6 protein-coding genes are annotated in these 7,515 nt (G+C 51.6%); all 6 read right to left on the reverse strand.

Features of this window, described 5'->3' with window-relative positions:
- Nucleotides 1-2 precede the first annotated feature (2 nt).
- A complete protein-coding gene (locus PHR44_08045; GenBank protein MDD4910607.1) occupies nt 3-2,249 on the reverse strand; it encodes a glycoside hydrolase family 2 TIM barrel-domain containing protein in 2,247 nt (748 codons plus the stop codon).
- Nucleotides 2,250-2,380: 131 nt separating this feature from the next.
- Nucleotides 2,381-3,229: a carbohydrate ABC transporter permease gene (locus tag PHR44_08050; GenBank protein ID MDD4910608.1), complete on the reverse strand. Its 849-nt coding sequence runs from the start codon at nt 3,227-3,229 to the stop codon at nt 2,381-2,383.
- Nucleotides 3,230-3,233: 4 nt separating this feature from the next.
- On the reverse strand, nt 3,234-4,112 hold the full coding sequence (locus PHR44_08055; protein MDD4910609.1) for a sugar ABC transporter permease: 879 nt from the start codon (nt 4,110-4,112) through the stop codon (nt 3,234-3,236).
- A 1-nt stretch (nt 4,113) separates the two neighbouring features.
- Complete coding sequence (locus tag PHR44_08060; GenBank protein MDD4910610.1) at nt 4,114-5,622, reverse strand: MFS transporter; 1,509 nt, start codon at nt 5,620-5,622, stop codon at nt 4,114-4,116.
- Between the two features lie 24 nt (nt 5,623-5,646).
- Nucleotides 5,647-6,960, reverse strand: coding sequence for an extracellular solute-binding protein (locus PHR44_08065; GenBank protein MDD4910611.1), 1,314 nt, complete (start codon nt 6,958-6,960; stop codon nt 5,647-5,649).
- A gap of 90 nt (nt 6,961-7,050) precedes the next feature.
- A complete protein-coding gene (locus PHR44_08070) occupies nt 7,051-7,413 on the reverse strand; it encodes a PilZ domain-containing protein (GenBank protein MDD4910612.1) in 363 nt (120 codons plus the stop codon).
- Nucleotides 7,414-7,515 lie beyond the last annotated feature (102 nt).

Below are 7,515 nucleotides of genomic sequence, written 5' to 3' on the forward strand. Positions count from 1 at the left end.
TTTCAGTGTTTGCTTAAAAGATCCTTGAATTCCCACGGCTCATCCCTAAGCCATGAGTCCCTGTATAGAAAATAACTCTTCCTTAAATGCCGAAGGAACGGGCTTAACGCCCCGCTGCCCTGTCCGCAGACGCCCAGCCATTCCTCATGCATATACCCGTCGGGGAACGGCCCGGTGAACAGGCCCTGCCTGTCGTGGATGAACGGCTCGTATGCCTTCCACCATTCATCCAGCCATTCAAATACGATGCCGCCCAGAGAGTTGCCCGCGCCCTCGCTGAATGCCGTATTGTTTTCTATGTCCTGCCAGCAGCCCCTGTGATACTCCGCCTGAAGCCCTTCGGCGTCACTAAGCGATCTGCCTTTGGCGTACGCGGGGCAGCCGTATTCACTGATAAATGCCGGCTTATCGGCGAGCTCCTTAACGGCGCTCCATAGAGAACCAAAACCGTAACTGCCCCTGTAGGCGTTGGCGGAAAATATATCTATATCCGCGGCATATTTGGCGAACGCGTCAAGGAATAAGGTATCGCCGTTGCAGAGCGCTACGGGATGATCCGCGTCCATGGATTTTATCATTAACGCCGCCTCATTGGCGAACTGAAAGAATGCCTTAGGGTTTTTGTCCGCGTTGCAGGCAACGCCGTAAACATTTTCGTTGCCCAGAAGCCACATCAACACATACGGCTCGTCCTTGAATTCCTCTACCATACGGCGCACGGACGCGAGCATATTCTTTTTATGCTCGGGGTTTGCGTAATCCGTGCCCTTCGCCCATTCGGCGTTGGAGCCGATAGCGTACTTGCCCAGAAAATCGCCTATTATGACCCGTATGCCGTACCTGTTATACATATCGCGCAGCAGCTCTTTGCTTATCTTTAAAGGATGGTGATAGAGCCGTATCGTATTCACCCCCATTTCTTTCATCAGCTGAAAATCCCCCACAGCCGGCTCTCCCGCGTCCTGCTTGTTATTACCGTTTTCGTCCACAAACGAATCATACGGCCCGTCTATCCTGCCGTTTTTGTCGGAATCCTCCGTCATCCAGTTGCCCAATGTGCCTTCATCAGGCGACTGGCCGACCCTGGTCGGGGCATAAGTTATGCCTTTGATCATATAAGGGCTGCCATCCACAAGAAGCTGCCAATGGCTGTTCTGGTATTGGACCAGGCGCACCTTGCCCTTGCCCAGAGCCCTGCTTACGCCGATGTCTTTGGCGGATTTCCTGGAAAATATCTTATCGGTGAGATTGACCTTTATAAACCTGCCGGGGTCTGTAATGACGATATCGTTGCTTATGTCGTTATCAAAACCGTTCAATATTTTTATATACGCCCCTTCTAAACGCAGGTTCAGATCGGGGTTGCCGCGCAGAATGGATTCTATTTTGGCAAGGGCGGTCTGGCCCACGTACCATGGCGTATGCCAATATGTCCAGCCGTAACTGCCGGGAAAATGCACCGCTATCGCGTGGTAGGCCTTTAACGCGTGTTTGATCAAACCTGATTTTTCCAGCAATTCCCCGATATAAAACAATTTAACCCCTGCCGGCTCAGCGGCGATTATCCAGTTGAAAAACGCGGTCTGCAGATCCGGGCTGTTCATATATTGCCAGTGCAGGCCCTGCTTGACCTTGCCCTCTTTTACGGCTGTTATGAATCTCTGGTCAAAACGGTGGGAAGACGTATTCGGGTGTATGCCTTCCCCGGCGGCCATGCTCAGGCCTTCCTGATCCTTTACAATGTACTTATAATCCCTTGTGCCCGCCCCCTTGAACTCTCCGTATTTCTCGTAATCAACAACATCCGCTCCGGGGTCATGAAGCGCTATAGGGATCAGATTCTCCCGCGATGCCTCCTCGCCCTCCTCCCCTGTGTCGCCCCTTATTATCTTGTTGATCTTGGTTATGCTGTCCCGCGCCTTCTCAGTCACGCTCCAGAACCATCCGCGGGGGTCCCATCCCCAGGCATACTTGTATTTATCCAGAACGATGTTAAGCGCGGCCTTGGCCTTTTCCCACTCCTGATCGCGCATATGGACCTCGCCCTGTATAAAATAAGCCACTGCCACATCGTTGAGCTCCTGCAGGCCTGGCGTGCCTTCCTTCGGCATGGCATTGAGCGATGACTGCTGCTCCTGCGCCTGCTTCGCGTAAAGCTCTATGCATTGACCGGTGTATTCCAATGTCTTCTCCGCGTCGCGCTTTCCGTGCGCCTCCCAGGATTTTTCTATAAGATCTTTGGAGGTCAAGACTGCATCCTGGGCAAAACATGTTAGCGAAAAATGCAAAACGAAAAACGTAAAACCAAAGTTTAAAACTAAAAACTTTAAATTTTGCGCTTTAACTTTTCGCTTTTCGCTTTTCGCTTTTCGCTTATCTCTCATCCTGCCACCGCTCCCTGAGTAGCTCCCTTAACGATATATTTCTGCATAAAGATATACACCAGTATTATAGGTAAGGCGGTTATGGTCAAGCCCGCCATCAAAAGCGGATAGCGCGTAAGAAACTCTCCCTGAAAAGTAGTCAGGGCTACCTGCAAAGGCATAAACGCCTTGCTGTCAAAAATGATCAAGGCGAGGATATATTCATTCCAGACGTTAAGGGCGTTGAATACCACCACCACCGCGAGTATCGGCCTTGCCAAAGGCAGCGCCACATGCCACCATATGCCGAATTTAGAACACCCGTCCATGCGCGCGGCATCCTCCAGCTCAGGCGGCATCCTGTCAAAGAATGTCTTGAGCAGAAATATGCTGGTTGAAAGCCCCACGTTTATCATGCACAGGACATAACCCAGCGGGGTATTCCTCAGGTGCAGCTTATTTAACAATACGTAAAGCGGGACAAATCCTCCCGGAACAGGGATCATCATCGCCGCCATGAACATCATGAACAGCAACGCCCTGCCGCGAAAACGCAGGCGCGAAAAGGCGTATGCCGCCATTGAAGCGACCAGTATTATGCCGATGACAACGGAAGCGGTATAGAATATGCTGTTTAAGAAATACCTGCCGAAGCCCCCCTCTTTCCAGGCAAGATAATAATTCTCAAAATGGGGCTCTTTGGGTATCAGCGAGGTGTCGGTGAATATTGTCTCCTGCGTCTTAAGGCTTGATGATACCATCCAGGCAAGGGGGAATACGCAGCTGACCGCGACCGTGATCAGCAGGATATGGATAAGCGTATTTATCGTTACATTCTTTGCCCTGTAATATGACCTGGCCTTCATTGGGTCAAACCTTCCTCGCTTTGGAGAAACGGTACTGCACGAATGAAACAGCGACTAAGATCGCGCCGAACGTGATGCCCTGCGCGCAGGCATAGCCGAAACGGGATGAGGCGCGCATTGAATTCAGTATCCTCAAGACCGGGACCGAGGTGTAACCGGCGAACTCCCCTCCCACTAAACCTATGATCAAGGCAAAGGCCTGCATCGTGCCTAAAATAGTAAGGATGGAGACCAATACGGCCACCGGTATCATAAGCGGCAGTGTGATGCTCTTAAACGACTCCCAGGCGCCTGCCCCGTCCACGCGCGCGGCCTCATAAAGCCGGCGCGGTATGGTCTGAAGTCCCGCTAAGAATATCAGAAAACCCCAGCCAAATCCCTTCCAGCAATGCACAATGGCAACGGTAGTCAGGGCGGTCTTCGGGTCTGAAAGCCAGTTGTTCACAAGCTGCGTCAGCCCCGCGCCTGTCAGGGCGCGGTTAACAAGGTTTGCCCCGCCTACATCATTAATGATGAAGCGCCAGACCATGCCTACGACGATCTCGGAGAGGACGGGCGGGATAAAGAATATCAACCTGTAAAAATTCTTCATCCTGATCTCGCGGTCACAGGCCCATGCCAGTAAAAATGCCAGCGCGTTTTGAAAGGTAAGCGCGATCAGGGTGATATAGCCGGCGTTACGCATTGACTGCCACCAGGCCTTATCCGCCATGATCTCCTTGAAATTGCCCAGGCCGACGAAAACCTTGGCAGGCAGTATCCCGTCCCACTCATACATCCCTAAATGAAAAACCCATAAAAACGGAACGACATAGAAGACCGCGAAGATAGCCGCCGCCGGTAATACGAACGCGTAATTTTCCAGTATATCTTTGGCCTTCACTTTATTCTTTCCTTCTCTCCCCTTTTCGCCTTTCCTCTGCCAGCCTCAGCGCTTCCTGCGCCTCTTCTTTTCGCCTTTCCTCCCTGCGCCTCTCCAGATGCCGGCGATTCTCATACGCGTGATGCTCGGAGAGGGGGAATGTCGCGAGTATGAAAATGGCGATCAGCGTGGTCACGATGGGAATACCGATATCAAAAAGCCTCATATACAATAACGCCCGGGCTGTCTGGTTGGCCCCTAACGCGATATTGAAACCGCTGGCATTTATCAGGAACCCGGAAATAAGCGATGAAACCGCCAGCCCCAGTTTCACCATCCACCAGTACACCGCGCTGTACATCCCCTCTCTACGGGTATTGGTATTGCACTCATCAAGGTCGCACACATCGGCGACCATTGAGCTCACCAGAGTAAACAGCGAGCCCAGGCCGAATGCTATGAACGGAGCGGCGATGAGCAGCAAATACGGATGCTGGGGGTTATATCCTATCCATTTCAAGGCGTAGCCGATGATCGAAAGGGAAAGAGTGATCAGAATGGCTTTTTTCTTTCCGATCATGGTAGAGAGCTTCGTCGCTATGAGGATAACACAGAAGGTGCAGATGGAACTGAACGATCCGAACCAGCCCAAAAGCGTGCCGCCCTTGGAATAATCGCCGCCATACACATAGAAGAAAATAACATAGGCCGAAAATGCGGAGGCGAGCATGAATCCGTTAAAGATCAGGAATGTAGCCGCGCAAAGTTTTACAAATGGGCCGCATTTAAAGGTGTCCGAGAAACCGCTGAAGAAATGCTTGGTAACATTCCAGGGGCCCTTCCCTCTTTTGGGTTTCGGCAAATTCGCGAAACGCTCTTTGTTGAAAATAGCCGGGAGCATGCCGCCAATGGCGATAAAGATACCGATCACTATCGCCAGGACGCGCGCGCCATGGGTTAAATCCTGGAACATATTCTTGTTTTGCATGATCTTGAACAACCAGGGGGCGACCACCCAGGCAAATTGGGCGACGAAATTGCTGGCTCCCTGCAGGCGCGTGCGTTCATGATAATCGGGCGTCATTTCATAACCCAGCGCGATCCAGGGAATGGAAAAACAGGTAAATCCGAGGAAAAAGAGGATCTGAAACAATAAGAAATACCAGAAATAGTACATTTCGCTGTGCCCCTGATGAAGCTGGAACATCAACGCGTAGAAAAGCCCGCCGGAAATAGCCCCAAGGAATATAATGGGCTTGCGGCGGCCCCAGGGTGTGCGGATGTTATCCGAAATGTAGCCGGTAATAGGATCTGTTATGGCGTCAAAAATACGCGGGATAAAACCCACAAGGCCGACTAAAGCCGGATTTACCCCTAATCCGAGATTCAAAACAATGACCATCGCCCCAAGAGCGGCGGCCTGAAAACTGTTGACGAACCCTCCTATGCTGTATATGGCTTTTTGAAAAAGAGGAACGCGGTCTTCGCGCGCCGTTACGCGGTGTTTCGGTTGGCTGGCTGCTTCTTCCATTAACTGCTCCTTTCTTATTGGCGCCTATTTCCGCTCGCGTGCCATTTCCCGCTCTTTAACCGCCTGGGTTTCGGCCGCTGCCTGTTCAGGGGTTTTCCTGCCTAAGATGATCGCCTGGATCCCTTTGCTCCGGGCCTCGATCACCATTGAAAACTCCGATACGTCCCAGGCGGCGGGATGAGCCGCCTGATCCATGCCCCGGGCAAACATCGCGTTGATCTCGGGCATTTTTGAGGCGCTCTGCCTGTTCGCCGGCAGGTTGTTAGTAGCGCCGGATAAATAGGCCTGCTGCTGATCATCGGTAAGCCACCGCAGGAACTTTACCGCTTCTTCTTTATTCCTGGAACGGGCGTTGACCATAAACGAAGACCCTGCCCCGCCCCAGACAGCCATAGGGTGCTGATCACTGACAACAGGCGGCAGCATTGCCGCGTAATCAAGGACGGGATTCATACTTTTATAAACGTTCACGCACCATGAGCCGTTAAAGGCGGATACCGCCTTCTCGGTGGCAAAAAGCTGCTCAGCGGTCTTATTCACCATAGTCACGATCCCTGTAGCCAAAATACCGGAATCCCGCATCTCCTTGAAAAGCGCGAACACCTTGAGCCAATCAGGGTCGGTATAAGGGACTTCCCCGCGTATCGTTGCCAGCACCTTATCCTTGCCCATAATATTAAGGGCATAATTATTGGCAAAACAGTCGATCATCCACACCTCAACCCAGCCGGAGACAAAACCTTGCACGCCTTTATCTTTAAACCCGGATGAAGACAGTTTAGCGCCTATATTCAGAAACTCCTGAAACGTATCGGGAGGTTTAACCCCTAATTCCTTAAGCAGCTTCCTGTTATACACCATCTGGATAGTCATAATGTCTATGGGCACCCCGTAGATGCCCGCGGCCACTCCATAGGCATTGCCGTATCTGAATTCGTTGACCTCCAGCGCCTTCTCATAGAAACCGTTTCTCCAGGAGGCGTTATTCTCGTCCATGTAAGGCGTAAGCTCAAGAATGTGGCCCGCCTTAATAAAAGAGGCGAAATCTCTCTTTTCGCCTAATATCCCGAATATATCGGGAAGGTTTACCCCTTGCGCCGCGGCGCGCACCTTCTGGGAATACGCGTCTGAGGGGGCGTATAATTCAAATGCCACTTTGATGCCCGTCTGCGCCTCATATCTCTTTGCCAGCTCCTCAAACACCGGCTTCCTGTCGGTCATCCAGTGCCAGACCGTCAGGGATCTGCCTTCCTGCTTCTTAACAGAGCAGCCCCAGGAACAAAAAACGGCCGCCAACGCTAAAATAGACAAAAAAATCCCTGTTTTACATCTTCGCATCCAAATCATCCTCTTCTGACCCTTGATTTACGGCTGGAAATCAGACCTCAATTTTATTATCTATTGGCAGCTGTGTCAAGTTAAAATACCTTAATTAATCCCCGCCCACCAGTTCCTGGCCAGCTCATCCCTGTGGTTTTCCCGCACATAGAGGAATATCTTCTCCCTGTCAAGGTCGCCTAACTTGGTAAACCTCAGGCCCCGCTGCTTGTTGAAGACCTCATCCCTGCCCCAGACGACCTTTGCCTCGGCCACAATGGGTTCAAGATAAGGGAATGCAACGATCATTTCAACATCGCTGCCCACAGGCAGATCATCCCGGCAGGCGATACGGCAGCCGCCGAAACTCAAGTCCTCGAGGCGGCATTGCCTGCGCTCATCTGACCCGGGCAGGCAAAATTGCGCTTCCTTCGCCTCGAGCTCCCACCTCGCGCTCCTTCTTCTTTCCCGCATACGGCATCATCTCCTTTTGGCCCTGCCTGAATACAGGCAGTGAATATTCTTGTTAATTATATATCTTTAGTAACCGCCTCTCAAGCGAAACTTATTATCCGT

The sequence above is a fragment of the Candidatus Omnitrophota bacterium genome (assembly GCA_028707125.1).
Taxonomy (GTDB): Bacteria; Omnitrophota; Gorgyraeia; order Gygaellales; family JAQTUX01; genus JAQTUX01.